The organism is Nocardia sp. NPDC058480, from assembly GCF_042720495.1.
In the GTDB taxonomy this organism is placed as follows: Bacteria; Actinomycetota; Actinomycetes; order Mycobacteriales; family Mycobacteriaceae; genus Nocardia.
The window spans coordinates 1-24,963 of the sequence record NZ_JBHXMN010000013.1 but is presented as its reverse complement, the minus strand read 5'-3'; the positions used below and the strand labels follow the sequence as shown (position 1 = coordinate 24,963).

Genomic DNA, 24,963 nt, shown 5'->3' with positions numbered 1-24,963 from the left:
CAATAGGATAGAGACTCGTGACTCCAGCTGACCTTGCAGATCTCCTTCGTACCACCGCGGCGAAGGTGCTTGTCGAACGCGGACTGGACTCGTCGGTCCTGCCCGAGCAGGTCACAGTGGAGCGCCCGCGCAACCCCGAACACGGCGACTATGCCACGAATGTGGCCATGCAGGTGGCCAAGCGGGTCGGAACCAACCCTCGCGAGCTGGCCGGCTGGCTGGCCGAGGCGCTGTCGGCGACCGAGGGCATCGATGTGGCCGAGATCGCCGGTCCCGGCTTTCTGAACATCCGTCTCGCCGCCTCGGCGCAGGGCGCGATCGTGAGCCAGATCCTGGCCGCGGGTGACATCTACGGCACCGGGTTCGCGCTGGCGGGTACCAAGATCAACCTCGAATTCGTCTCCGCGAACCCGACCGGGCCGGTGCACCTCGGTGGCACTCGCTGGGCCGCGGTCGGTGACGCGCTGGGTCGCATCCTGGCCGCTCAGGGCGCCGACGTGACCCGGGAGTACTACTTCAACGACCACGGCGCGCAGATCGACCGCTTCGCGAAATCCCTCGTAGCGTCCGCGCTGGGCGAGCCGACCCCCGAGGACGGGTACGCGGGCGAGTACATCGCCGAGATCAGCGCGGGCATCGTCGCCGCGCATCCCGACGTGCTCACCCTGTCCGCCGACGAGCGTCACGAGGTGTTCCGCAGCGAAGGCGTGCAGCAGATGTTCGCCCAGATCCGGGCGGACCTGCACGAGTTCGGCACCGATTTCGACGTGTACTTCAACGAGAGCGAACTGTTCGCCTCGGGCGCCGTCGAACAGGCCGTCGAGCAGCTCAAGAACTCGGGCAACCTGTACGAGAAAGACGGTGCGTGGTGGATCGCCAGCACCGAGTACGGCGACGACAAGGACCGCGTGGTCCTCAAGAGCGACGGCAACGCCGCCTACATCGCCGGTGACATCGCCTACTTCCAGAACAAGCGTGGCCGCGGCTTCGACCTGGCCATCTACATGCTCGGCGCCGACCACCACGGCTACATCGGCCGGTTGAAGGCCGCCGCGGCCGCGTTCGGCGACAACCCCGACACCGTCGAGGTGCTGATCGGGCAGATGGTGAACCTGGTGCGCGACGGCGTCGCCGTGAAGATGAGCAAGCGCGCCGGCACCGTGGTGACCCTGAACGACCTGGTCGAGCAGATCGGCGTCGACGCCTCGCGCTACTCGCTGGCGCGTTCCTCGGTGAACTCGAGCATCGACATCGACCTCGACCTGTGGACCAAGGCGAGCAGCGAGAACCCGGTCTACTACGTCCAGTACGCGCACTCGCGGACCAACAGCATCATCGGCAATGCCGCGAAATATCCCGAATTCGCTTCTATCGCACCGGATTTCGCGCTGATGACGTCGGGTCGCGAAGGTGATCTGATCCGCACCCTCGGCGACTTCCCGCGCGTGGTCGCCACCGCCGCCGATACCCGCGAACCACACCGCATCGCCCGCTACCTCGAAGAGCTGGCCGGTGTCTACCACCCGTTCCAGTCCGACGACGATATGCGCGTGCTCCCCAAGGGCGACGACGCCGTCACCGAACTCAACGCGGCCCGGCTCGAACTGGTCAAGGCGACCCGTCAGGTGCTGGCCAACGGCCTGGCCCTGCTCGGCGTGAGCGCACCGGAGCGCATGTGAACACCGGCATTCTTTTCAGAGAGGACGCACCGAAATGAGTGCACACCCGGCCGGTCCCCGGCACGCAGAGATCCCGCACGCACCGAGTCTGGCCGAGCGCCCGACCGACCCGAGGGAGATGATCGACCTCCCCGCGAACGTCTGGCCGCGCAATGCCGCGCGCGCTGACGACGGTGTGGTCGCGCTGGCGGGCGTGCCCGTCACCGCGCTCGCCGAGCAGTTCGGCACGCCGCTGTTCGTGATCGACGAGGACGACTTCCGCTCGCGCTGCCGCGACATGGTCGCCGCGTTCGGGCCGAATGCTCGCGTGCACTACGCGTCCAAAGCGTTCCTGTGCGGCGAGATCGCGCGCTGGATCCGCGACGAGGGCCTGTCCCTCGACGTGTGCTCCGGTGGCGAGCTGGCGGTCGCGCTGAACGCCGGGTTCCCGGCCGAGCGGATCGCGCTACATGGCAACAACAAGTCGGTGCCCGAGCTCGAAGCGGCCGTCGCGGCCGGTGTCGGTCACGTGGTCGTCGACTCGCTCTACGAGGTCGAGCGACTCGAAGCGGTCGCCGGTGCGGCGGGCGTGGTGCAGGACGTGCTGGTCCGCGTGACCGTCGGCGTCGAGGCGCACACCCACGAATACATCTCCACCGCCCACGAGGACCAGAAGTTCGGCTTCTCGATCGCCGGTGGCGACGCCATGGAAGCGCTGGCCCGTGTCTTCGAGGCCGACAACCTGCGCCTGGTCGGCCTGCACAGCCACATCGGCTCGCAGATCTTCGAACTCGACGGCTTCGAGATCGCCGCGCGCCGCATGCTCGGCCTGCTGCGCGAGGCCATCGACAAGTTCGGCATCGACCGCACCGCGCAGATCTCGACCCTGGATCTGGGTGGCGGTCTCGGCATTTCGTACCTGCCGAACGACAACCCGCCGCCGCTGGGCGAATTCGCCACCAAGCTGCGCGCCCTGGTCGCCGCTGAGGCCGCTCGGGCCGGGCTGCCCGAGCCGACCATCGCAGTCGAACCGGGCCGTGCCATCGCGGGCCCCGGCACCGTCACCCTCTACGAGGTCGGCACCATCAAGGATGTCGAACTCGACGGTGGCGCGCGCCGTCGCTACGTCAGCGTGGACGGCGGGATGAGCGACAATATCCGCCCCGCGCTGTACCAGGCCGACTACGATTGCCGTCTGGTCTCGCGCTCGTCGGACGCTCATGCCGTCGTCGCGCGTGTGGTCGGAAAGCATTGCGAGAGTGGCGATATCGTCATTCGTGACACCTGGATGCCCGCCGATGCCGCCCCCGGCGACCTGGTGGCCGTCGCGGCGACCGGCGCGTACTGCTACTCGATGTCGAGCCGCTACAACCTGCTCACCCGACCCGCCGTGGTCGCGGTACGAGACGGTGCGGCTCGTCTGATTCTGCGCCGGGAAACGGTGGCGGACCTGCTCAGCCTGGAGGTGGAAGAATGAACGGCACCAACGATGCGGGGCGTCCACTCGGCGTAGCCGTGCTCGGGATGGGCACCGTCGGCACCGAGGTGGTTCGCGTGCTGCGCGAGCACGCCGATGACCTGCGTTCGCGCGTCGGCGCGCCGCTCGTGCTGCGCGGTGTCGCGGTGCGCGACATCAGCAAGGACCGCGGTCTGCCCGCCGAACTGCTCACCACCGACGCCGCCGCGCTCGTCGCCCGCGACGACGTGGACCTGGTCGTCGAGGTCATGGGCGGCATCGACCCAGCCCGCAAGCTGATCGGCGACGCGCTCAGCGCGGGCAAGTCCGTCGTCACCGCGAACAAGGCGCTGCTGGCCGACTACACCGGCGAACTCGCCGCCGCCGCCGAGCGCAGCCGCGCCGACCTGTACTTCGAGGCCGCCGTCGCCGGGGCGATCCCGGTGGTCCGGCCGCTGATCCAGTCGCTCTCGGGTGACCGGGTGAACAAGGTCGTCGGCATCGTCAACGGCACCACCAACTTCATCCTCTCCGCGATGGACGAGACCGGCGCCGCCTACGACGACGTGCTCGCCGAGGCCACCGCCCTCGGGTACGCCGAGGCCGACCCCACCGCCGATGTCGAAGGCTACGACGCCGCCGCCAAGGCCGCGATCCTGGCCTCGCTGGCGTTCCACACCCGCGTGACCGCGGCCGATGTCTACCGCGAAGGCATCTCCAAGATCACCGCCGAAGACCTGGAGACCGCGTCGGCCGTCGGCTGCACGGTCAAGCTGCTCGCCATCTGCGAGCGCGTCTCGGCCGGTCCGGGCGAGCCGACGCTGGAAGAGGGCGGCAAGGATCGCGTCTCGGTGCGCGTCTACCCGGCGCTCATCCCGCGCAAGCACCCCCTCGCATCGGTCAACGGTGCGTTCAACGCTGTTGTCGTCGAAGCCGACAACGCCGGTCGGCTGATGTTCTACGGGCAGGGTGCCGGTGGCGCCCCCACCGCGTCGGCCGTGCTCGGTGACCTGGTGATGGCCGCGCGTAACAAGTTCTACGGTGGTCGCGCACCCGGCGAATCGGTTTATGCTGAGCTGCCGATCGCGCCGATCGGCGACACCCCCACCCGCTACCACGTGAACCTGCAGGTGGAGGACCGTCCCGGCGTACTCGCCGCGGTCGCCGACACCTTCGCCCAGCACGGGGTGAGCATCTCGACCGTGCGTCAGCAGGGCCACGGCGACGGCGCCCGGCTCGTGGTCGTCACCCACCATGCGGTGGAGTCGTCGCTGGCAGATACTGTCGCCGTATTGGCGGACATGGAATCCGTCACCGCTGTGACCAGCGTTCTCAGATTGGAAGGCACCGAAGAATGACTCGGAATGTGCGCGGTGTCGCCGACATTCGCACCGATGTGTACACAGGCAAAATGTTTACGCAGGGGTTCGTTTCGATGCAGGGAGCGATCGCATGAGCTCGACTGGAATCGCACCGCAGTTGGGCGTGCACTCGCGCTGGCCCGGTCTGATCGCTGCCTACCGCGACCGCTTGGCCGGTGCGGCCGACTGGGAGCCGGTGACCCTGTTCGAGGGCGGTACCCCGCTGGTCCCCGCGCCGCACCTGTCCGCGCTCACCGGCTGCGAGGTGTATCTCAAGGTCGAGGGTGCCAACCCCACCGGGTCGTTCAAGGACCGCGGCATGACGATGGCGATGACCGACGCCAAGTACCGCGGTCAGAAGGCCGTGCTGTGCGCGTCGACCGGCAACACCTCGGCCTCGGCCGCGGCGTACGCCACCCGCGCGGGCATGGAGTGCGCGGTGCTGATCCCGCAGGGCAAGATCGCGATGGGCAAGCTGGCCCAGGCCGTGATGCTCGGCGCCAAGATCATCCAGGTCGAGGGCAACTTCGACGACTGCCTCGAGCTGGCGCGCAAGGTGACCGCCGAGTTCCCGCAGGTCGGCCTCGTGAACTCGGTGAACCCGGCGCGTATCGAAGGCCAGAAGACCGCCTCGTTCGAGATCTGCGATGTGCTCGGCAAGGCGCCCGATGTGCACGTGCTGCCGGTCGGTAACGCGGGCAACATCACCGCCTACTGGCGTGGCTACCGCGAATACCACGCCGACGGCATCACCTCGGTGCTGCCGCGCATGCTCGGCGTGCAGGCCGCCGGTGCCGCGCCGCTGGTCAACGGCGCGCCGGTGAAGGACCCGGAGACCATCGCGACCGCGATCCGGATCGGCGCCCCGGCGTCGTGGAACGGTGCGATGGAGGCCAAGGAGCAGTCCGGTGGTGCGTTCCGCGCGGCCACCGACGACGAGATCCTGGCCGCCTACCGCCTCGTCGCCGCGAAAGAGGGCGTCTTCGTCGAGCCCGCCTCGGCCGCGAGCGTGGCCGGCCTGCTGGCCGCGCGCGCGGAAGGCTGGCTGGATTCGGGGCTGACCGTCGTGTGCACCGTCACCGGCAACGGTCTCAAGGACCCCGACAACGCGCTGGCCGGAATGCCCGAGGTCAAGCCGATCGCCGTCGACCCGATCGCCATCGCCCGCGAACTCGAGCTGGCCTGAGTTGGCAGCACCCGAGCCCACGCTGATGACAGCGACCCTGCCCGCCGGTCTCGAAGTGACCGTGCGTGTTCCTGCCTCCACGGCCAATCTCGGTCCCGGATTCGATTGCCTGGGAATGGCATTGGGCATCTACGACGAAATCGTGGTGCGCACTACCGAATCGGGACTCGACATCCGGGTGGAGGGTGAAGGCGCCGACGACGTGCCTTGGGGCCCAACGCATCTGGTGGTCCGCGCGATCGAGCGTGGACTGGAATCGCTTGGTGTGTGGGCCGACGGTCTCGACGTGGTGTGCCGCAACGTGATTCCGCACTCGCGTGGGCTGGGTTCGAGCGCGTCGGCCGTGGTCGGCGGGCTGGCCGCGGGCGCCGGGCTGGCCGCGAAGTTCGACCCCGAGCTGCGCATGGACGACGACCGGCTGGTGCAGCTCGCCTCGGAGTTCGAAGGCCACCCCGACAATGCCGCTGCCAGCGTGCTCGGCGCAATCGTGGTGTCGTGGACCGAAACCGATGCCGCGCAGGCCCGCGCCTACCGGGCCGTGCGGCTCACCCCGGCGCCCGCGCTGCGCCCGGTAGTCCTGATCCCGCAGGAGCGCTCCTCCACGGCGCACACCCGTGGGCTGCTGCCCGAGCAGGTGCCCCACGGTGACGCGGCGTTCAATGTCAGCCGGGCGGCGCTGGCCGTCGTCGCGCTGACCGAACGCCCCGATCTGCTGATGTCGGCCACCGCCGACCGGTTGCACCAAGCCCAGCGTGCCCCCGCGCTACCGCTGACAACCCAGTGGATCGCGCGGCTGCGCGCCGCGGGTATCGCCGCGACGGTCTCGGGCGCCGGCCCGACAATTCTGGCCTTGGCCACCGAAGAATTCCCCGATGACCTGCGCAAACAGGCTGAATTGGACGGTCTGCGGGTGGTCGAACCGGGCATTGCAGACGGGGTATCGATCGACTGACGGCGTGCCTGCCTTGCCGTTGTTCGCAATAGGCAGCTATTCTGAGCAAGTCCGTACATCGTGCGCATCAGACGCCGGTGCTTCATCAGGGCAATCGCTCCCCTCACCACTGTCTTCTGGTGGCGAAGGCCTCCGGTCCTCCCGCGGCGGGTAGTACGGCACAGGCGTCGAACATGGACGCATAATCCGAGCTCGGCATATGTTGCCGGGTCTACGGAACGGAACCCTCGAATCAGCACACGGCATTCGAGGGAAGGAAAGGACTTCCGTGACAGAAACGGACCTGCTCGCGACACCCGGGGTGGATTCCAACCCTACGAACTCGGGCAGCCGCGAAAGTGAATCCGGACAGATTTCGAAAATGAGCGAACAAACCGACGTCGCACGATCGGGGCTGACTGGAATGCTGTTGCCGCAGTTGCGCGCACTGGCGGGGGAGCTCGGTATCCGAGGTACCTCCGGAATGCGTAAGGGCGATCTCATCGCCGCTATCAAGGAAAATCAATCCGGAGCGCCTGCCAAGGGCGACAAGCCCGCCGCCGCCGTGACGGCCACCGCGCCTGTCGCGAACGACGCGCCCGCCAAGACCGAAGCGCCTGCCAAGACCGAAGCGCCCGCGAAGGTGGATAAGCCCGCAAAGGCCGAGAAGCAGGCCGCGCCCGCCGAGAAGCAGGCTCCCGCCGAGGTCAAGGCCGCCGAGGTCAAGGCTGCCGAGGCCAAGGCTGCCGAGGCCAAGACCGTCGAGGCTCCGGCCGCACCGGCCGCGACCGAGCAGGTCAAGACCGATGCCCCCGCCGACGCAGGCGAGGATTCCGGTCGCGATGGTGGTCAGCGTGGTCGTGGCAGGCAGCGCCGTGGGCGTGACCAGGCCCGTTCCGGTGGTGGCGACAATGCCCCCGCCGAGAACCGCGCCGAAGAGACCAAGCAGGCCGACAAGGCCGAGGGTGGCGACCAGGGCGAACGCCGACGCGATCGAGGCGACCGCAACGGCGCCGAGCGTGGCGAGCGTGGCGAGCGTGGCGGTAACGACCGCAACGGCAACGACCGTGGCGAGCGCACCGGCGGCGACCGTAATCAGAACGAGCGCAACCAGAATCAGAGCCAGAACGGCAACAGCGGCGGCAATCGCGGTCCCCGCGACGACCGCGGTGGTGACGACGAGGAAGGTGGCCGCGGTCGCCGGGGTCGTCGATTCCGTGAGCGCCGTCGTGGCCGTGACCGCGATGGTGGTCCCGTCGGCGGTGGCCAGAGCGAGGCCCGCGATTACGACATTCGCGAGGACGACGTTCTGCAGCCGGTCGCCGGCATTCTCGATGTCCTCGACAACTACGCGTTCGTGCGGACCTCCGGCTACCTCGCCGGCCCCAACGACGTGTACGTGTCGATGAACCTGGTCCGCAAGAACGGCCTGCGCCGCGGTGACGCGATCACCGGTGCGGTGCGTGCCCCGCGCGACGGCGAGCAGAACAACCAGCGACAGAAGTTCGACCCGCTGGTTCGCCTGGACACCATCAACGGCGGTGAGCTGGAAGCGGCGCGTCGTCGGCCGGAATTCCAGAAGCTGACCCCGCTGTACCCGAACGAGCGGCTGCGCCTGGAAACGGCGCAGAACAAGCTCACCACGCGCGTGATCGACCTGATCATGCCGATCGGTAAGGGCCAGCGTGCGCTGATCGTGTCCCCGCCCAAGGCGGGTAAGACCACGATCATGCAGGACATCGCCAACGCGATCTCGATCAACAACCCCGAGTGCTACCTCATGGTTGTCCTGGTCGACGAACGTCCCGAAGAGGTCACCGACATGCAGCGTTCGGTGAAGGGTGAGGTCATCGCCTCCACCTTCGACCGCCCGCCGGGTGACCACACCTCCGTCGCCGAGCTCGCCATCGAGCGTGCCAAGCGTCTGGTGGAAATGGGCAAAGACGTTGTGGTGCTGCTCGATTCGATCACCCGATTGGGTCGTGCGTACAACAACTCCTCGCCTGCCTCGGGCCGCATCCTCTCCGGTGGTGTCGACTCGACCGCGCTGTACCCGCCGAAGCGTTTCCTCGGCGCGGCCCGCAACATCGAGAACGGTGGCTCGCTCACCATCATCGCCACGGCGATGGTGGAGACCGGTTCCACCGGCGACACGGTGATCTTCGAAGAGTTCAAGGGCACCGGCAACGCCGAGCTCAAGCTCGATCGCAAGATCGCCGAGCGGCGCGTGTTCCCCGCGGTGGACATCAACCCGTCGAGCACCAGGCACGACGAGCTGCTGCTCTCGCCCGACGAGATGGCGGTCGTGCACAAGCTGCGGCGTGTGCTGTCGGGTCTGGATTCGCACCAGGCGATCGATCTGCTGATGGATCGTCTGCGCAAGTCCAAGAACAACCTCGAGTTCTTGATGACGGTCTCCAAGACCGCACCGAGCGCTCTCGACGAGTGATCGTCTAGGACTGCGACAAGGGCTCCGCTCCGGCGGGGCCCTTGTTGTTTTCCGGGGAACAAACTGGAGGTGGGGGGTGTTCTGAGTGGGTGCGGCCTGATCTGGCATACTGGACCGCTGTGTGTCTGCGAGTTCTCGCAGACTCCCGCCTAGTCGGTTCCGGTTCACGTACTCCACTCCATGGGGCTACGACCCGGCGACCATTATCGAGAGGACGCCCATGAAGGCAGGAATCCACCCCACGTACGTCGAGACCACCGTTGTGTGTGGTTGCGGCAACACCTTCCAGACTCGCTCCACCAAGGAGTCCGGCCAGATCTCGGTCGAGGTCTGCTCGCAGTGCCACCCGTTCTACACGGGCAAGCAGAAGATCCTCGACACCGGCGGCCGCGTGGCTCGCTTCGAGGCTCGCTACGGCAAGCGCGCGGGTGCCAAGAAGGCCGAAGACGCCTCCTAGTTACCTCCCCCGACGCCCGGTACTGCATCAGCAGGCCGGGCGTTGGTTTTTGGCGGCGCGGGCGCCGCGGTTCTCGGCCTGTCGGCCTCGATCTTCCCTCCCTCCGGGCACTCCTTCGTCGCACCCTCCAGTCAGTCCAGATCGAGGCGGCCGAGAAGGGCCTTCGGCCCGGTCAAGACCTCCCCAGCCGTGACCATTCAAGTAGGAGCTCAACGCATGGCCGACCAGACGGCTCCCTCCGCCATCGACGACGTGCTGGCCGAGTACTCGGGCCTCGAGGCTCAGCTCGCCGATCCGTCGTTGCACAACGACGCGGGTGCGGCGCGACGGGTGGGCAAGCGATTCGCCGAGTTGGCGCCGGTGATGAGCACCTATCGCAAGCTCGAGACCGTGCGCGACGACCTGGAGGCCGCCCGTGAGCTGGCCTCCGACGACGCCTCGTTCGCCGCGGAGGTGCCGGGGCTGGAAACGCAGCTGGTGGAGCTCGAGCAGGCTCTTGCCGACTTGCTCGCCCCGCGCGACCCGCACGACGGCGACGACGTGGTGCTCGAGGTGAAGTCCGGCGAGGGCGGCGAGGAATCGGCGCTGTTCGCGGCGGATCTGGCGCGCATGTACATCCGCTACGCCGAGCGGCACGGGTGGAAGGTGGAGACGCTCGACGTCACCTATTCCGACCTGGGCGGATACAAGGACGCGACGCTGTCGATCAAGAGCAAGGACGCCGCGCGCGACGGGGTGTGGTCGCGATTCAAGTTCGAAGGCGGGGTGCACCGGGTGCAGCGCGTGCCGGTGACCGAATCGCAGGGCCGCATTCATACCTCCGCCGCGGGCGTGCTGATCTACCCCGAGCCCGACGAGGTCGAGCAGGTGCAGATCGACGAGACCGACCTGCGCATCGACGTCTACCGGTCCTCCGGCAAGGGCGGCCAGGGCGTCAACACCACCGACTCCGCGGTCCGCATCACCCACCTGCCCTCGGGCATCGTGGTGACCTGCCAGAACGAACGCTCCCAGCTGCAGAACAAGGCGCGCGCCATGCAGGTGCTCGCCGCCCGGCTGCAAGCACTGGCCGAGGAACAGGCCGACCAGGAAGCCGCGGCCGGTCGCGCCAGCCAGATCCGCACGGTCGACCGTTCCGAGCGGATCCGGACTTACAACTTCCCGGAGAACCGGATCGCCGATCACCGCATCGGTTTCAAATCGCACAATCTCGATGCCGTCCTCGATGGTGACCTCGACGCGCTCCTCGACGCGCTCGGCAAGGCCGATCGCGACGCGCGCATGGCTGCCGAGTAACCGACATGAGCTGTTCGGCGGCGGCAGTCCGCGTAACCACCGGGCGCGCGAGCGTGCCGAATACTGTCGCCATCAGCGGTCAGCGCCCGGAAGTGGGGCCCGCGTGACCGCGCAGGGCACCCGGGTACGCGGGGTGATCCAGTGACCGAGCGACTCCGGTTGCGTCCGCTGATCATCGAAGCCGCCGCGCGTCTGGCTGAGGCGGGTGTCGGTTCGCCCCTGCCGGATGCGGAGAACCTGGCCGCCCATGTGCTCGGCACCGAGCGCATGCGGCTGGCGCTGATCCCGATGGTCGAGCCCGAGATCGCCGATCGGTACCGCGCGCTGATCGAACAGCGGGCCGCGCGGATTCCGTTGCAGCACTTGATCGGAACGGCAGCGATGGGCGACATCGACCTCGCCGTCGGCCCCGGGGTGTTCGTGCCGCGCCCGGAGACCGAACTGTTGTTCGCGTGGGCTCTGGCCTACCTCGGGACCCTCCCGCACGACCACACACCGGTCGTCGTCGACCTGTGTACCGGGTCGGGCGCGCTGGCGCTCGCTATCGGGCACGCCCGCCCCGACGCCGAGGTCCACGCTGTCGAACTCGACGCCGACGCGCTTATCTGGGCGCGCCGCAACGCCGACACCCGCATCGCCGAGGGCGACACTCCGATCACCCTGCACGCCGACGACGTCACCGACCCAGCCCTGCTCACCGGCCTGACCGGCCGCGTCGACCTGGTCGTCACCAATCCGCCCTACATCCCCGAAGACGCGATCCTCGACCCCGAGGTGGCCGACCACGACCCCCACCGTGCCCTTTTCGGCGGCCCGGACGGCCTCGACATCATTCGCGCGATGACCCCCACCATCGCCCGCCTCCTGCGCCCCGGAGGCGCCACCGGCATCGAACACGACGACACGAACGGCGGGGGAGTAGCGGCGCTACTCGCGGACGCCGATTTCACCGACATCGTCGAACACACCGACCTCGCCGACAAGCCCCGCTTCGTCGTCGCCCGCCGCTGATCCTGACCGAGTCCGACGACGACGTCAGTTCGTTAGCGGCAAACACCGACCGCGATCGAACCCCATGGTCGAACAGTTGCCGTGGCGCTCAGCACACTTCGAGCATCTATCGAGCTAGCTGATCTCGCACCGACATGGGTAACTCACCGGGTACGGGCCGACCCAGCCCCGACCATCGTCTGGCCGCCAACGTGAATCGTCTCGCGCCTAGGTCTGGCCAACAGGCGCGCCAGAGGCGGGAAAGTCCCCCTACATTCGACCGTCGGCCCGAGAGCTACACTCTTGCCGCACCTAAGACCGGCTAAATACTCGGAGAGGCGGAACAGGGTGAGTACCGTCTATGACTGCGCTGAAGCTGATTCGCGTGCGGCGGGCATTACCGCGGCGACCAGCGCGTTGAAGTCCGGTCGGTTGGTCGTGATGCCTACCGACACGCTCTACGGACTCGCCGCCGACGCGTTCGATTCCGCGGCGGTGAGCGATCTGCTGGCCGCCAAGCGGCGCGGGCGGGATATGCCGGTGCCGGTGCTCGTCGGGTCGTGGCACACGATCGATGGACTGGTTTTCTCGGTGCGGCCGCAGGCCAGGGACCTGATTCGCGCGTTCTGGCCCGGTGCGCTGAGTCTTGTTGTGCAGGCAGCGCCTTCGCTCGCGTGGGATCTCGGGGATACCCGTGGCACGGTGATGTTGCGGATGCCGTTGCATCCGGTGGCGCTCGAATTGTTGCGTGAGGTCGGCCCGCTGGCGGTATCGAGCGCCAATGTGTCGGGGCAGCCGCCCGCGACCACCGCCGCGCAAGCGCGTGAGCAGTTGGGGTCGCTGGCGAGTGTGTATCTCGACGGTGGTCCGGCCGAGCACGCCGTCGCCTCGACGATCGTCGACCTCACCGCGGACCAGCCGCGGGTGTTGCGGGAGGGTGCTGTGCCGGTGGCCGATATCGCGGAGGTGCTCGGGATGGTGCCGGAAGCCCTGATCAGCTCCGCGCAGCGGTGATCGCACGCCACTGATGAGCTCAGTCGTTCCCCTGCGCGAGCTACTGCTCGTGCTGCTCGTCTCGGCCACGGTGACCTTCCTGGCTACCGGTGGTGTCCGGGTTCTCGCCATCGCGTTCGGCGCGGTGGCGGTGCCACGTGAGCGCGACGTGCACGTGAAGCCGATCCCGCGGATGGGCGGACTCGGCATCTATTTCGGTGTCGTCGCCGCCGTGCTGTTCGCACACCAGCTGCCCGCGCTGCGAAGAGGTTTCGACTACACCCCCGATATTCCGGCGGTGCTGGTCGCCGCCACGATCATCGTGCTGGTCGGCATCATCGACGACCGGTGGGGCCTGGACGCGCTCACCAAATTCGTCGGCCAGATCACCGCGGCGGGCGCGATGGCCATGATGGGCCTCGGCTGGTACGTGATCTACAACCCGTTCAACGGCACCACCGTCGTGCTCGACCAATTGCAGGGCGGGCTTGTCACCGTCGGGATCACCGTCACCCTGGTGAATGCGATGAACTTCGTCGACGGACTCGACGGGTTGGCCGCCGGCCTCGGCTTGATCTGCGCGAGCGCGGTTTTCGTGTTCTCCATCGGTTTGCTCTACGACCAGGGCGGCTCGGTCGACACCTATCCGCCCGCGTTGCTGGCCGCCGCACTGGCGGGCGCCTGCCTCGGATTTCTGCCGCACAATTTCTCGCCTGCCCGAATATTCATGGGCGATACCGGCTCGATGATGATCGGTTTGATCTTGGCCGCGGTATCCACCGGCGCCTCCGGCCGAATTCCGCTACAGGGTTACGGCCCGCGCGACATTGTGGGTTTGCTGTCACCGCTGTTGCTGGTCGGCGCGGTGATGTTCATTCCGGTGCTCGACCTGTTGCTGGCGATCGTGCGCCGGGTGCGCGCCGGCGTGAGTTTCTCCACACCGGACAAAATGCATCTTCACCACCGATTGCTCCAGATCGGACATTCGCACCGGCGCGTGGTCTTGCTGATCTATTTATGGGTCGGCGTACTCGCGTTCGGCGCGGTGGGAACTTCATTGATGGATAGACGCCTCGTTGTCTTGCTGGTGGCAGGTGGATTGGTGTTCGCGCTGGTAGTGACCGCGATCCCGTCCGTGCGCAGAACAGAGTCGACGCAGCACTGAGTTCGTCGTGCAAGGTAAAGTTCGGGCCGTGAGCTTTACACCCAAAACCGTGCCAAGCCCTGACGCCCCCCTGCGCGCCGCGCTGCGCTACGGCCTGATCGGGCTCGGCGTGCTCGTGGTCGTCTCCGTGGCGATCGCCTCCGCGGTGGCCGGGATGCCCGGTCTGTGGGGCGCGTTGTTCGGCGCCGCGATCGGTGGTGGGTTCATCCTCACCACGGTCGTCGCGGTGCTGCTCGGTGCCAAGCTGCCGCCGACGATGGCGGGCGCGGTCATGCTGGTCAGCTGGGTCGGCAAGATGCTGGTGGCGCTGCTGGTGATCCTCGTGCTCAACCAATTCGACTTCTACAGCAGGCCCGCGCTGTTCTTTACAGTGGTAGGAGCCCTGCTGATCGTTCTGGGTGCCGAGACGTACGGCGTTGTGAGCCAGAAGGTTCCGTACGTTACGACACGCGCGGGAGACAGCGAAACGGCTTCCGAGCAGGAATAATCCCACCCAGCTACACACTGTCGTAGATAGCTTGGTAAAGTGTTGGTAAGCAAGCACCCAAGCTAGAGGCTCGGCCCGACCAACTCGGGGCATTGCCTCGAGTTACCAGGGGGGATCATAACGATCCCACCCGGTGCCGCTATGCTTACTGCCGATCCGGGTGGAATGTGCCCGGTTGAAGCATGTCGACGATGTCGCCGACGCCCGAACAGAAGCAGTGCGCGTTACACCGTACGAGCGGCTGTCGAATTTCGAGCCGACCAGAGTCGACCCCATTGATCGTCAATGTCCGATCGAACCGCGGGAATGACCGTCGTACCCGCGGCCCGAACACGGGAGAGAACGCTGAGCGTCATCACTTTGGCGGCGGGCGAGTTCCACGCGCCATCGCTGTCCGACTTCTTCCCTCCAGCAGTGCTGTTCGAGGGTACGCCGTTCGAACTCGATCGTCTGATGCTGGTCCGCCTGTTGATGACCGCCGTTGTGGTGATCGTGTTCCTGCTGGCTTTCCGCTCGCCGAAGATCGTGCCGCGCGGCCTGCAGAACGTGATGGAAGCCGGTGTGGTTTTCGTCAAGGAGCAGATCGCCGACGAAGTACTCGGTAAGGAAAACGGTAAGAAGTTCCTCCCGCTCTTGGCGACGATCTTCTTCACGGTTCTCTTCCTGAACTTCTCCGGTGTGATTCCAGGTTTGAACATCTCGTCCAATGCGCGCATCGGCATGCCGCTGGTCTTGGCCGCGATCGTCTACATCACCTACAACTTCGTCGGCATCCGGAAGTACGGGTTCTTCTCCTACATCCGGCACAGCATCGTCGTTCCCGATGTGCCCATCGCGCTGCACGTGCTGCTGATCCCGATCGAGTTCATCTCGACCTTCATCCTGCGCCCGTTCACGCTGACCGTCCGACTCATGGCCAACATGCTGGCCGGCCACATCATGCTGGTGCTGTTCTTCAGCGCGACCTGGTTCTTCCTGTTCGACGCCACCGCGTGGATGAAGGTCTTCTCGCCGTTCTCGCTGCTGGCAGGCATCGGCTTCACGCTGTTCGAGCTGCTGGTCATCGCGCTGCAGGCCTACGTATTCGCACTGCTGGCCGCCGTGTACATCGGCGAGGCCCAGCACGCCGCCGACCACTGACCTGACTGAACCAACTACCGGAAACCTGCTACACGCGCCGACCGGCGGGTGAGCAACAGAAAGGGAAAGATTCATGAGCCTCGCTTACCTGGCCCAGGAAGCCGCGACCACCGAGAGCACCTTCAAGGGCTTCGGCGCCATCGGCTACGGTCTGGCCGCGATCGGCCCCGGCATCGGCGTGGGTATCGTCGTCGGTAAGGCCATCGAGGGCATCGCTCGTCAGCCCGAGCTGTCCGGCCAGATCCGTACCACCATGTTCCTCGGTATCGCGTTCACCGAGGCCCTGGCGCTGATCGGCCTCGTCGCCGGCTTCATCTTCTGATTCCGATGCGCGACATCATCACGCTCGCTGCCGGAGGCGGAGAGGAAGTGAATCCTCTCGTCCCCGAAACGTACGACATCGTCTGGTCGATCGTCTGCGTCGTCATCATCGGCGTGCTCTTCTGGAAATACGTGATCCCGCGTGTGACCAAGACACTCGAAGACCGCACAGACAAGATCGAAGGCGGTATCGCCCGGGCCGAAGCAGCCCAGGTCGAAGCACAGCAGACGCTGGAGCAGTATCAGCAGCAGCTGGCCGACGCCCGGCTCGAGGCCGCGCGCATCCGTGAGGAAGCACGCACCCAGGGCGCACAGATCCTCGCGCAGATGCGCACGGATGCCCAGGCCGAAAGCGACCGTATCGTCGCCGCCGGTCACTCCCAGCTGGAAGCCCAGCGCCAGCAGATCCTGACGGAGCTGCGTTCCGAGGTCGGCCGTACGGCCGTCGACCTGGCCGAGAAGATCATCGGTCAGTCTGTTTCGGACGAAGCCAAGCAGGCGGCGTCGATCGACAAGTTCCTCAGCGAACTCGACGACACCAACGCCATCGGGGTCGGAAGGTAGCGACGCGAAAGTGAGAAGCATGTACGCAGCGAGCCGCGAGGCCAGTACCCGGTCTCGCGAGGCGCTTCGGGTCGCTCTGACCGGAAGCGAAACTGTTGCGGCCACAACGGGGTCGGAACTGTTCGCCGTTGTCGCCGTGCTGGACGACCAGCGTTCGCTGCGTGTGGCGCTCGCGGACGCCGCGGTTCCGGGTTCGGCGCGCGCTGATCTCAGTGAGCGGGTCTTCGGCGGCAAGGTCAGCGCTGCCACGCAGGCAGTGCTGACCACCGCGGTGGCGCAGAACTGGTCACGCACCCGCGATCTGGTCGACACCCTGGTGCTGCTCGGGCAGGAGGCTCTGCTGGAGTCGGCCGCCGTCGGTGGCCGTCAGGACGCGGTGGAGGACGAGCTGTTCCGGCTCGGACGCATCGTCGCCGACAACCCGCAGCTGGAGCAGGCACTCTCCGATCACGGCAAGCCCGCCTCGGCGCGGCGCGAACTGATCGAGCGACTGCTCACCGGCAAGGCCGAGCCGGTCACCCTGGCGCTGGCCGAGCAGGCGGTGACCCGACTGCGGGCCAACAACATCGGCGTCGCCTTCGACGCCCTGTCCGATCTGGCGGCGGCCCGTCGTGACCAGATCGTCGCCCACGCGCACTCGGCGGTCGAGCTGAACGATCAGCAGAAGGAGAAGCTGTCGGCTTCCCTGCAGCGGATCTACGGCAAGGCGGTCACCGTGCACGTGCAGGTCGACCCGACGCTGCTGAGCGGCGTCGTCGTCCGCGTCGGAGACGACGTGATCGACGGCAGCGCCACCGGCCGACTGGAGAAGCTGCGTCGGGCACTGTCCTGACGAACGGCTCAACTCCAACCCCCGACATTCGAGACCACAGCGAGAGCAGGAACAACATGGCGGAGCTGACGATCTCCTCCGACGAGATCCGTAGCGCGATCGAGAGCTACACCCAGAGCTACACCCCGGAAACCTCCATCGAAGAAGTCGGCCTCGTGACCGACACCGGCGACGGCATCGCGCACGTCAGCGGTCTGCCTTCGGCGATGGCCAACGAGCTGCTCGAGTTCCCCGGCGGGGTCCTCGGCGTTGCGCTGAACCTCGAGGACACCGAGATCGGTGCCGTCATCCTCGGCGAGTACGCCTCGCTGGAAGAGGGCCAGCAGGTCCGCCGCACCGGCGACGTGCTCTCCGTCCCCGTGGGTGACAAGTTCCTCGGTCGCGTCGTCAACCCGCTCGGCCAGCCGATCGACGGCCTGGGCGAGATCGAGTCCGACGAGCGCCGCGTGCTGGAGCTGCAGGCCGCGTCCGTGCTGGAGCGTCAGCCGGTCGAAGAGCCGCTCGCCACCGGTATCACCGCGATCGACGCGCTGACCGCCATCGGCCGCGGCCAGCGTCAGCTGATCATCGGCGACCGCAAGACGGGCAAGACCGCCGTCGCGATCGACGCGATCCTGAACCAGAAGGCGAACTGGGAGACCGGCGACGCCGACAAGCAGGTTCGCTGCATCTACGTCGCGATCGGCCAGAAGGGCTCCACCATCGCGGGCGTCAAGACCGCGCTCGAGGAGCACGGCGCGATGGAGTACACCACCATCGTCGCGGCCCCCGCGTCCGACTCCGCCGGCTTCAAGTGGCTGGCTCCGTACACCGGTTCGGCCATCGGCCAGCACTGGATGTACCAGGGCAAGCACGTCCTCATCGTGTTCGACGACCTGACCAAGCAGGCCGAGGCGTACCGCGCCATCTCGCTGCTGCTGCGTCGTCCGCCGGGCCGCGAGGCGTACCCCGGTGACGTCTTCTACCTGCACTCCCGTCTGCTGGAGCGTTGCGCGAAGCTGTCCGACGAGATGGGCGCCGGCTCGATGACCGGTCTGCCGATCATCGAGACCAAGGCCAACGACGTCTCGGCGTTCATCCCGACCAACGTCATCTCCATCACCGACGGTCAGGTCTTCCTCGAGTCCGACCTGTTCAACAAGGGCGTCCGCCCGGCGATCAACGTCGGTACCTCGGTCTCCCGTGTCGGTGGCGCCGCGCAGACCAAGGCCATGAAGAAGGTCGCCGGTTCGCTGCGTCTGGAAATGGCGCAGTACCGCGAGCTGGAGGCGTTCTCCGCCTTCGCCTCCGACCTCGATGCCGCGTCGCTGGCGCAGCTCGAGCGTGGTGCCCGCTGGGTCGAGCTGCTCAAGCAGGACCAGTACTCCCCGGTCTCGGTCGAGGATCAGGTCGTCTCGATCTTCCTGGTCGACGCCGGCTACTACGAGTCGGTGCCCGTCGCCGACGTGCGTCGCTTCACCGCCGAGCTGCTCGAGTACCTGCACGGTGCGACCCAGAGCTCGTTCGACGCGCTCGAGGGTGGCAAGAAGCCGCTTGCCGGCGAGGCCGCCGACGCGATCAAGGCCGAGACCGACAAGTTCAAGCAGGGCTTCCTCGATTCGGATGGCAAGCGCATCGTGAACGAGGCTGCCGCAGGCGAGCTGGACCACGAAGAGGTCGAGTCGCTGTCGGTCACTCGCAAGCACGTCGACAAGTAAGCCGGGTCATGATGTCGGCAATTTCCGATCTGGCGAATGAAGGGAGTGTGAACCGCTAGTGGCAAGTTTGCGCGAATTGCGCTCCCGCATTCGTGGTGTGAATTCGATCAAGAAGATCACCAAGGCTCAGGAACTGATCGCGACCTCGCGAATTTCCAAGGCCCAGGCCAGGGTTGCGGCTGCCAAGCCGTACGCCGAGGAGATCACCAAGGTCCTCGGCGAACTGGCGAGCGCTTCGAAGAACCTGTCGCACCCGCTGCTGACCGAGCGTCCCAACGCTCGTCGGGCCGCTGTCCTGGTGATCACCAGTGACAGCGGTATGTGCGGTGGCTACAACTCGAACGTGCTCAAGCGTGCCGAGGAGCTCATGACCTCGCTGCGTGGCGGCGGCAAGGAACCCGTTCTGTACGTGATGGGCAGTAAGGGCATCACGTACTACAAGTTCCGTAACCGTCCGTTCCAGGCATCGTGGGCAGGCTTCTCCCAGCAGCCCAAGTACACCGATGCGTCGTCCGCGTGCCAGCACCTGGTCGAGGCCTTCATGGCCGGCTCCGACAGCGAGGTCACCTCGCTCGACGGCACCGGAACCATCGAGGGTGTCGACGAGCTGCACATCGTGTACACCAAGTTCGTGTCGATGCTGACCCAGAACCCGGAGGTGCGCCGCCTGGCGCCGATCCAGGTCAGCTACGTCGACGAGAACTACGAGCTCGGCGATGACATGATGTCGGACTCGCCGAACGCGGTGGCCACGGCACAGTACGAGTTCGAGCCGGACGCCGATGTACTGCTCGGGGCGCTGCTGCCCAAGTACATCAACACGCGTATCTACGCATCGTTGCTCGAGGCAGCGGCATCCGAGTCCGCGGCTCGGCGCACCGCAATGAAGGCGGCGACCGATAACGCCAACGAGCTGGCCAATGTGCTCCAGCGCGAGGCGAACTCGGTGCGTCAGGCCCAGATCACGCAGGAAATCAGCGAAATCGTCGGCGGCGTCAATGCGCTGGCGTCGAGCTCGGACCGCGACTAAGTAGCGCAGGAAGAGAACCAATCTAATGACCGCAGCTGTCACTCAGGACAACGCGAAGAAGGCGGGCGAAACCGCTGGACGCGTCGTCCGTGTCATCGGCCCCGTCGTGGACGTCGAGTTCCCGCGTGGCGCCATCCCCGAGCTGTTCAACGCTCTGAACTCCGACATCGAGCTCGCGTCGGTGGCCAAGACCCTCACCCTCGAGGTCGCTCAGCACCTCGGCGACAACATCGTGCGCACCATCTCGATGCAGCCGACCGACGGCCTGGTCCGTGGCGCGAGCGTCACCGACACCGGCAAGCCGATCTCGGTGCCTGTCGGCGACATCGTCAAGGGCCACGTGTTCAACGCCCTCGGTGACTGCCTCGACACTCCCGGCCTCGGCCGCGATGGCGAGCAGTGGGGCATCCACCGTCAGCCGCCGAGCTTCGACCAGCTCGAGGGCAAGACCGAGATCCTCGAGACCGGCGTCAAGGTCATCGACCTGCTGACCCCGTACGTCAAGGGCGGCAAGATCGGTCTGTTCGGTGGTGCCGGTGTCGGCAAGACCGTGCTGATCCAGGAGATGATCACCCGTATCGCTCGCGAGTTCTCGGGCACCTCGGTGTTCGCGGGCGTCGGTGAGCGTACTCGTGAGGGCACCGACCTCCGTCTGGAAATGGAAGAGATGGGCGTCCTTCCGGACACCGCCCTCGTCTTCGGCCAGATGGATGAGCCGCCGGGCACGCGTATGCGCGTGGCCCTGTCGGCGCTGACCATGGCGGAGTACTTCCGCGATGTCCAGCACCAGGACGTGCTGCTCTTCATCGACAACATCTTCCGTTTCACCCAGGCCGGTTCCGAGGTCTCGACCCTGCTGGGTCGCATGCCTTCGGCCGTGGGTTACCAGCCGACGCTGGCGGACGAGATGGGTCAGCTCCAGGAGCGCATCACCTCGACCAAGGGTCGCTCGATCACCTCGCTGCAGGCGATCTACGTCCCCGCCGACGACTACACCGACCCGGCGCCGGCGACCACCTTCGCCCACCTGGATGCGACGACCGAGCTTTCGCGCCCGATCTCGCAGAAGGGCATCTACCCGGCCGTCGACCCGCTGACCTCGACCTCTCGTATCCTCGAGGCTTCGATCGTCGGCGAGCGCCACTTCCGGGTTGCCAACGAGGTCAAGCGGATCCTGCAGAAGTACAAGGAACTGCAGGACATCATCGCCATCCTCGGCATGGACGAGCTCTCCGAAGAGGACAAGGTCCTCGTCGGTCGCGCCCGTCGCCTGGAGAAGTTCCTCGGTCAGAACTTCATCGTCGCCGAGAAGTTCACCGGCCAGGTCGGCTCGGTCGTTCCGCTGGAGCAGACCATCGACGACTTCGACCGTGTCTGCAAGGGCGAGTTCGACCACTACCCGGAGCAGGCGTTCAACTCCTGCGGTGGTCTCGACGACGTCGAGGCAGCCGCGAAGAAGATCCTCGGGAAGTAGTCCACTATGGCGGAGATGACAGTTGATCTCGTAGCTGTCGAACGCAAGATCTGGTCCGGCCAGGCTTCGTTCGTCAGCGCGCAGACCACCGAAGGTCAGATCGGCATCATGGCAGGCCACGAGCCGCTGCTCGGTCAGCTCGTCGAGGGCGGCACGGTTTCGATCGTGTCGACCGACGGCGAGCGGATCGTCGCCGCGGTGCACGGCGGCTTCTTCTCGGTCACCGCCGACACCGTGCGTGTGCTGGCCGAGTCCGCGGACCTCGCGGGCGAGGTCGACGTCGACGCGGCGCGCAAGGTGCTGGCCGACGCGAGCGCCACCGAAGTGGAGCTGCGCGCGGCGCAGGGCCAGGTGCGCGCGGTCGAAGCGACCGTAACCGACTGATCGCAGTAGTACGACGCCCTGCCGGCGAGGAACTTCGGTTCCTCGCCGGCAGAGTTGTTTGCGCCGCCTTTTTCCTGGGGATAGATGATCCGGCCGGAACGCCGACCAGCGGGCGTGATTGAATGGGGGAGCGGGGGTTTTGTGACACCGGCAAGAGCGAAAGGGCGTACGGCATTGCAAACCGGGATGGTTCTCCTGATCATTCTGGTGCTGACGCTCGTGTTCGTAGCCGGTGCTTCGACCTATCGCCTGGTGATGTTGCGCCGCGGGGGCACGGCCGCGCTACTTCGCACACTGCCCGCGCGCGGCGGCCAAGGCTGGCGTCACGGGCTCATTCGCTACGACGAGGATCGCCTCGTCTTCTTCAAACTGACCAGCCTGAAATTCGGTCCCGACTCGACGGTGCATCGGCAGGGCCTCGAGATCGTCGAGCGCCGAGCGCCGCAGGGCGACGAATTCGACATCATGAGCGATGACATCGTGGTGGTAGCCGTCACCGATCCGCAGAACAGTTTCGAGCTAGCGCTCGACCGCGGTTCGATGGCGGCTTTTCTGTCCTGGGTGGAGTCGCGACCGTCCGATCGCGCCCGCCGTACTCGTGGAGGCCCGTCGTGAGTGTGCACCTGACCCGGATCTACACCCGCACGGGTGACGACGGTACGACCGGCCTCAGCGATTTCTCCCGCGTCGCCAAGAACGATCCCCGGCTGATCGCGTATGCCGACTGCGACGAGGCCAATGCCGCGCTGGGTGTCGCCGTTGCCCTCGGAGCGCCCGAACCCGCGGTGCTGACGGTGCTGCTCCAGATCCAGAACGATCTGTTCGACGCGGGCGCCGATCTGTCCACCCCGGTTGTCGCCGAACCGAAGTACCCCCCGCTGCGCATCACCGGGCCCTATATCGACCGGCTGGAGAAGTGGTGCGATGAGTTCAACGACGGTCTGGCACCGCTGAATTCGTTCATTCTGCCCGGCGGCACGCCGTTGGCTGCGTTGTTGCACACAGCGCGCACCGTGGTGCGCCGCGCGGAGCGATCCGCGTGGGCGGCCGTCGATTCTCACCCCGACGACACCAGCGTGCTGCCCGCGAAATACCTGAATCGACTCTCGGACCTGCTGTTCATCCTCAGCCGGGCCACCAACCCCGCCGGCGACGTGCTGTGGCAGCCCGGCGGCGGACTGCCGCGCTGAAAGCGACTCTCCGAGGCGGAGAATCGGTCGGTTTCTTGTTCTTTCGTGACAGGGGGGCGTGTCGTCGCGTGACGGTCGATAAGCTGGCGTGGTGAGCGAACGGTTTCTGGTCTCCGGCGGCAATCGACTCGTCGGCGAGGTCGCGGTCGGCGGCGCGAAGAACAGCGTGCTGAAGCTGATGGCTGCCGCGTTGCTGGCCGAGGGCACGACCACCATCACCAACTGCCCGGACATCCTCGATGTCCCCCTGATGGCGGAGGTCCTGCGCGGCCTCGGCTGCGATGTGACGATCTCCGACGACGTCGGCGGCGACAACTCGGTGGTGACCATCGATACCCCCGCCGAACCCAAGTACCACGCGGATTTCCCCGCGGTGACCCAGTTCCGTGCGTCGGTATGTGTGCTCGGTCCGCTGATGGCGCGCTGCAAACGTGCCGTCGTGGCGCTACCCGGTGGTGACGCGATCGGTTCGCGTCCCCTCGATATGCACCAGGCAGGCCTACGCCTGCTCGGCGCGACCAGCGAGATCGAACACGGGTGCGTCGTCGCCCGCGCCGACGAGCTGCAGGGTGCGCGGATCCGCCTCGACTTCCCGTCGGTCGGCGCCACCGAGAACATCCTGATGGCCGCGGTCCTCGCCGAAGGGGAAACGGTCATCGACAACGCGGCGCGCGAGCCCGACATCGTCGACCTGTGCACCATGCTCGTCCAGATGGGTGCGCGGATCGAGGGTGCCGGTTCCTCGGTGCTCACCGTGCAGGGCGTGAAGAGCCTCTCGCCCACCACGCACCGGGTGATCGGCGACCGTATCGTCGCCGCCACCTGGGGAATCGCCGCCGCGATGACCACCGGCGATGTCCGGGTCACCGGCGTGAACCCCAAGCACCTGGCCCTGGTGCTGGACAAGCTCCGCTCGGCCGGCGCGCGAATCTCCTACGAGCCCAATGGCTTCCGGGTCGTACAGGCCGAGCGTCCGCGCGCGGTGAACTTCGCGACGCTGCCCTTCCCCGGCTTCCCCACCGATCTGCAGCCGATGGCCATCGGCTTGGCCGCCATCGCCGATGGCACCTCGATGATCACCGAGAACGTCTTCGAGGCGCGGTTCCGTTTCGTGGAGGAGATGATCCGGCTCGGCTCCGACGCCCGGACCGACGGTCACCATGCGGTGGTCCGTGGGATCCCGCGGTTGTCGAGTGCGCCGGTCTGGTCTTCCGACATCCGTGCGGGTGCGGGCCTGGTACTGGCCGGCCTCGTCGCCGATGGTGTCACCGAAGTCCACGACGTCTATCACATCGACCGCGGCTACCCGAGGTTCGTGGAGCAGATGCAGGCGCTCGGGGGACAGGTCGAACGAGTCGATACGCCAAAATAGGGCCTCTGACCAGCCGATTTGACTTCGTGTTTGTCGGCACGTAACTTTATTCGAGTCAGAGCGACACGGACACCGACTCAGCCGCCCAGCGGTTGAGACACGAGGTAGGACGTTGAGCGCCTGACTGATCATGTGTTCAGAGGAACTCGGGTCGGATTTGCTTCCGGCTGGTTGTCTGAGCTAAATTTGAACCCTTGCCTCACCGAAACCCCTACTAGATGTTGTGGGTAGAAGTGTGTGCGTGTGTTCTTTGAGAACTCAATAGTGTGTCGATGAATGTCAGTGCCAATAGTTATTATTGGTTCCAACTTCTCATGTACCCCCCGGTCGTGGGAGGTTGGACATAAACAACAGCGAATTTTTTTGCTGGTGTTTGGCTTTGCTAGGTTTTCGGACTCTAGTTAGATAATTTTGATTGCACCTTCGGGTGTTTTCGAGAGTCTTCAACGGAGAGTTTGATCCTGGCTCAGGACGAACGCTGGCGGCGTGCTTAACACATGCAAGTCGAGCGGTAAGGCCCTTCGGGGTAC

At 66.3% G+C, this 24,963-nt stretch carries 23 protein-coding genes and 1 rRNA gene; all 24 read left to right on the top strand.

The annotated features are described in order from the left end of the window. Positions 1-17: 17 nt before the first annotated feature. Positions 18-1,679 (top strand): arginine--tRNA ligase, encoded by a 1,662-nt coding sequence (argS, locus tag ACFWO8_RS25445; RefSeq protein WP_378963610.1) that lies wholly within the window; start codon positions 18-20, stop codon positions 1,677-1,679. 34 nt (positions 1,680-1,713) lie between these two features. Then, a complete protein-coding gene (gene lysA, locus ACFWO8_RS25440) occupies positions 1,714-3,135 on the top strand; it encodes a diaminopimelate decarboxylase (protein ID WP_378963609.1) in 1,422 nt (473 codons plus the stop codon). After that, positions 3,132-4,472: a homoserine dehydrogenase gene (locus ACFWO8_RS25435; protein WP_378963608.1), complete on the top strand. Its 1,341-nt coding sequence runs from the start codon at positions 3,132-3,134 to the stop codon at positions 4,470-4,472. Before lysA ends, ACFWO8_RS25435 begins: the two co-directional genes overlap by 4 nt. Before the next feature lie 94 nt (positions 4,473-4,566). Then, entirely contained in the window at positions 4,567-5,661 is a 1,095-nt protein-coding gene (gene thrC, locus ACFWO8_RS25430; protein WP_378963607.1) for a threonine synthase, read from the top strand. Between the two features lie 25 nt (positions 5,662-5,686). Then, positions 5,687-6,613, top strand: a complete 927-nt coding sequence (gene thrB / locus ACFWO8_RS25425; RefSeq protein WP_378963743.1) for a homoserine kinase — start codon at positions 5,687-5,689, stop codon at positions 6,611-6,613. 361 nt (positions 6,614-6,974) lie between these two features. Beyond that, positions 6,975-9,041: a transcription termination factor Rho gene (gene rho / locus ACFWO8_RS25420; protein ID WP_378963604.1), complete on the top strand. Its 2,067-nt coding sequence runs from the start codon at positions 6,975-6,977 to the stop codon at positions 9,039-9,041. A 220-nt stretch (positions 9,042-9,261) separates the two neighbouring features. Next, positions 9,262-9,498, top strand: a complete 237-nt coding sequence (gene rpmE, locus ACFWO8_RS25415; protein ID WP_067447685.1) for a 50S ribosomal protein L31 — start codon at positions 9,262-9,264, stop codon at positions 9,496-9,498. Between the two features lie 216 nt (positions 9,499-9,714). Further along, positions 9,715-10,794 (top strand): peptide chain release factor 1, encoded by a 1,080-nt coding sequence (prfA, locus tag ACFWO8_RS25410; RefSeq protein ID WP_378963602.1) that lies wholly within the window; start codon positions 9,715-9,717, stop codon positions 10,792-10,794. 141 nt (positions 10,795-10,935) lie between these two features. Next, the gene (prmC, locus tag ACFWO8_RS25405; RefSeq protein WP_378963600.1) at positions 10,936-11,805 is read left to right on the top strand and encodes a peptide chain release factor N(5)-glutamine methyltransferase; all 870 of its coding nucleotides are present in this window, start codon (positions 10,936-10,938) and stop codon (positions 11,803-11,805) included. Positions 11,806-12,132: 327 nt separating this feature from the next. Continuing rightward, positions 12,133-12,798: an L-threonylcarbamoyladenylate synthase gene (locus ACFWO8_RS25400; RefSeq protein ID WP_378963598.1), complete on the top strand. Its 666-nt coding sequence runs from the start codon at positions 12,133-12,135 to the stop codon at positions 12,796-12,798. A 13-nt stretch (positions 12,799-12,811) separates the two neighbouring features. Further along, positions 12,812-13,942, top strand: coding sequence for an MraY family glycosyltransferase (locus tag ACFWO8_RS25395; protein WP_378963596.1), 1,131 nt, complete (start codon positions 12,812-12,814; stop codon positions 13,940-13,942). A gap of 28 nt (positions 13,943-13,970) precedes the next feature. After that, positions 13,971-14,429, top strand: coding sequence for a hypothetical protein (locus ACFWO8_RS25390; RefSeq protein ID WP_378963595.1), 459 nt, complete (start codon positions 13,971-13,973; stop codon positions 14,427-14,429). A 285-nt stretch (positions 14,430-14,714) separates the two neighbouring features. Beyond that, the gene (gene atpB / locus ACFWO8_RS25385) at positions 14,715-15,569 is read left to right on the top strand and encodes a F0F1 ATP synthase subunit A (protein ID WP_378963594.1); all 855 of its coding nucleotides are present in this window, start codon (positions 14,715-14,717) and stop codon (positions 15,567-15,569) included. Between the two features lie 73 nt (positions 15,570-15,642). Next, positions 15,643-15,891 carry an ATP synthase F0 subunit C gene (locus ACFWO8_RS25380; protein ID WP_056817903.1) on the top strand — a complete coding sequence of 83 codons (249 nt, stop codon included), beginning with the start codon at positions 15,643-15,645 and terminating at the stop codon, positions 15,889-15,891. Positions 15,892-15,896: 5 nt separating this feature from the next. After that, the gene (locus tag ACFWO8_RS25375; RefSeq protein ID WP_378963593.1) at positions 15,897-16,454 is read left to right on the top strand and encodes a F0F1 ATP synthase subunit B; all 558 of its coding nucleotides are present in this window, start codon (positions 15,897-15,899) and stop codon (positions 16,452-16,454) included. Between the two features lie 19 nt (positions 16,455-16,473). After that, entirely contained in the window at positions 16,474-17,286 is an 813-nt protein-coding gene (locus tag ACFWO8_RS25370; RefSeq protein WP_378963592.1) for a F0F1 ATP synthase subunit delta, read from the top strand. Positions 17,287-17,342: 56 nt separating this feature from the next. Next, positions 17,343-18,983 carry a F0F1 ATP synthase subunit alpha gene (gene atpA / locus ACFWO8_RS25365; protein ID WP_378963591.1) on the top strand — a complete coding sequence of 547 codons (1,641 nt, stop codon included), beginning with the start codon at positions 17,343-17,345 and terminating at the stop codon, positions 18,981-18,983. A gap of 58 nt (positions 18,984-19,041) precedes the next feature. After that, positions 19,042-20,013 carry a F0F1 ATP synthase subunit gamma gene (locus ACFWO8_RS25360; protein ID WP_378963590.1) on the top strand — a complete coding sequence of 324 codons (972 nt, stop codon included), beginning with the start codon at positions 19,042-19,044 and terminating at the stop codon, positions 20,011-20,013. A 25-nt stretch (positions 20,014-20,038) separates the two neighbouring features. Beyond that, complete coding sequence (gene atpD, locus ACFWO8_RS25355) at positions 20,039-21,487, top strand: F0F1 ATP synthase subunit beta (RefSeq protein ID WP_378963589.1); 1,449 nt, start codon at positions 20,039-20,041, stop codon at positions 21,485-21,487. Positions 21,488-21,493: 6 nt separating this feature from the next. Further along, positions 21,494-21,871, top strand: coding sequence for a F0F1 ATP synthase subunit epsilon (locus ACFWO8_RS25350; RefSeq protein ID WP_378963587.1), 378 nt, complete (start codon positions 21,494-21,496; stop codon positions 21,869-21,871). 186 nt (positions 21,872-22,057) lie between these two features. Continuing rightward, on the top strand, positions 22,058-22,486 hold the full coding sequence (locus ACFWO8_RS25345) for a DUF2550 domain-containing protein (RefSeq protein WP_378963738.1): 429 nt from the start codon (positions 22,058-22,060) through the stop codon (positions 22,484-22,486). After that, complete coding sequence (locus tag ACFWO8_RS25340; protein WP_378963583.1) at positions 22,483-23,061, top strand: cob(I)yrinic acid a,c-diamide adenosyltransferase; 579 nt, start codon at positions 22,483-22,485, stop codon at positions 23,059-23,061. The genes ACFWO8_RS25345 and ACFWO8_RS25340 overlap by 4 nt, the downstream gene beginning before the upstream one ends. Positions 23,062-23,152: 91 nt before the next feature. After that, the gene (murA, locus tag ACFWO8_RS25335) at positions 23,153-24,433 is read left to right on the top strand and encodes a UDP-N-acetylglucosamine 1-carboxyvinyltransferase (RefSeq protein ID WP_378963582.1); all 1,281 of its coding nucleotides are present in this window, start codon (positions 23,153-23,155) and stop codon (positions 24,431-24,433) included. Between the two features lie 443 nt (positions 24,434-24,876). Next, positions 24,877-24,963, top strand: a 16S ribosomal RNA gene (locus ACFWO8_RS25330); the annotation flags it as partial.

Bases quoted from the DNA above. Each gene is read 5' to 3' on its own strand.
- lysA (WP_378963609.1), top strand. From the start codon at position 1,714: ATGAGTGCACACCCGGCCGGTCCCCGGCACGCAGAGATCCCGCACGCA.
- ACFWO8_RS25435 (WP_378963608.1), top strand. From the start codon at position 3,132: ATGAACGGCACCAACGATGCGGGGCGTCCACTCGGCGTAGCCGTGCTC.
- thrC (WP_378963607.1), top strand. From the start codon at position 4,567: ATGAGCTCGACTGGAATCGCACCGCAGTTGGGCGTGCACTCGCGCTGG.
- thrB (WP_378963743.1), top strand. From the start codon at position 5,687: ATGACAGCGACCCTGCCCGCCGGTCTCGAAGTGACCGTGCGTGTTCCT.
- rho (WP_378963604.1), top strand. From the start codon at position 6,975: ATGAGCGAACAAACCGACGTCGCACGATCGGGGCTGACTGGAATGCTG.
- rpmE (WP_067447685.1), top strand. From the start codon at position 9,262: ATGAAGGCAGGAATCCACCCCACGTACGTCGAGACCACCGTTGTGTGT.
- prfA (WP_378963602.1), top strand. From the start codon at position 9,715: ATGGCCGACCAGACGGCTCCCTCCGCCATCGACGACGTGCTGGCCGAG.
- ACFWO8_RS25395 (WP_378963596.1), top strand. From the start codon at position 12,812: ATGAGCTCAGTCGTTCCCCTGCGCGAGCTACTGCTCGTGCTGCTCGTC.
- atpB (WP_378963594.1), top strand. From the start codon at position 14,715: ATGTCCGATCGAACCGCGGGAATGACCGTCGTACCCGCGGCCCGAACA.
- ACFWO8_RS25380 (WP_056817903.1), top strand. From the start codon at position 15,643: ATGAGCCTCGCTTACCTGGCCCAGGAAGCCGCGACCACCGAGAGCACC.
- ACFWO8_RS25375 (WP_378963593.1), top strand. From the start codon at position 15,897: ATGCGCGACATCATCACGCTCGCTGCCGGAGGCGGAGAGGAAGTGAAT.
- ACFWO8_RS25370 (WP_378963592.1), top strand. From the start codon at position 16,474: ATGTACGCAGCGAGCCGCGAGGCCAGTACCCGGTCTCGCGAGGCGCTT.
- atpA (WP_378963591.1), top strand. From the start codon at position 17,343: ATGGCGGAGCTGACGATCTCCTCCGACGAGATCCGTAGCGCGATCGAG.
- atpD (WP_378963589.1), top strand. From the start codon at position 20,039: ATGACCGCAGCTGTCACTCAGGACAACGCGAAGAAGGCGGGCGAAACC.
- ACFWO8_RS25350 (WP_378963587.1), top strand. From the start codon at position 21,494: ATGGCGGAGATGACAGTTGATCTCGTAGCTGTCGAACGCAAGATCTGG.
- ACFWO8_RS25345 (WP_378963738.1), top strand. From the start codon at position 22,058: ATGGTTCTCCTGATCATTCTGGTGCTGACGCTCGTGTTCGTAGCCGGT.